Below are 493 nucleotides of genomic sequence, written 5' to 3'. Positions count from 1 at the left end.
TACCGCTACAGCGCAGCGCGCGTACCAGTGGCGTATGCTCATGTTCGAGCAGCGACGCCAGTCGAGTATGCGTGGCGTGTACACTCGACTCCACGCTGCCATCCAGATCCACGCGCAGCGGCAACACATTCAAGAATAACCCCAGCGCCCGGTCCGCGCCATTGCCCGCTTGCATCCGTCCTAGCAGCACCGTACCGAACACGACGCGTTGTTGACCACTCGCGCGCGCGAGCACTTGTGCCCAGGCCAGATGACACAGACTGGCTAAGCTCACGCCCAATCGCTTAGCTTGTGCACGCAGCCGATCATTTAATGCTTGCGGCAACTTCCAATGTGCTTCAGTGATTTGATCACCGTTACCATACACGTCGGCGAGCCCAAACGGCAACGTCGGCTCCGACACGTCCGCGAGCATGTCAGTAAAGAAACGTTCGTGGGATGCTTGATTGGCGCTCAATCTTACGTGCGCAACGAAGTTGCGGAACGGTTGCGC

Annotated in this window: 1 protein-coding gene; it reads right to left on the bottom strand. The window is 58.8% G+C overall.

Annotated features, from left to right (window positions below; genetic code table 11):
* A partial coding sequence (locus tag KQH60_RS14650; protein WP_237577134.1) for a condensation domain-containing protein occupies nucleotides 1-493 on the bottom strand: 493 nt, incomplete at both ends.

The organism is Mycetohabitans sp. B8 (assembly GCF_021991875.1).
In the GTDB taxonomy this organism is placed as follows: domain Bacteria; phylum Pseudomonadota; class Gammaproteobacteria; order Burkholderiales; family Burkholderiaceae; genus Mycetohabitans.
This window is presented reverse-complemented; position numbering and strand designations above follow the sequence as displayed.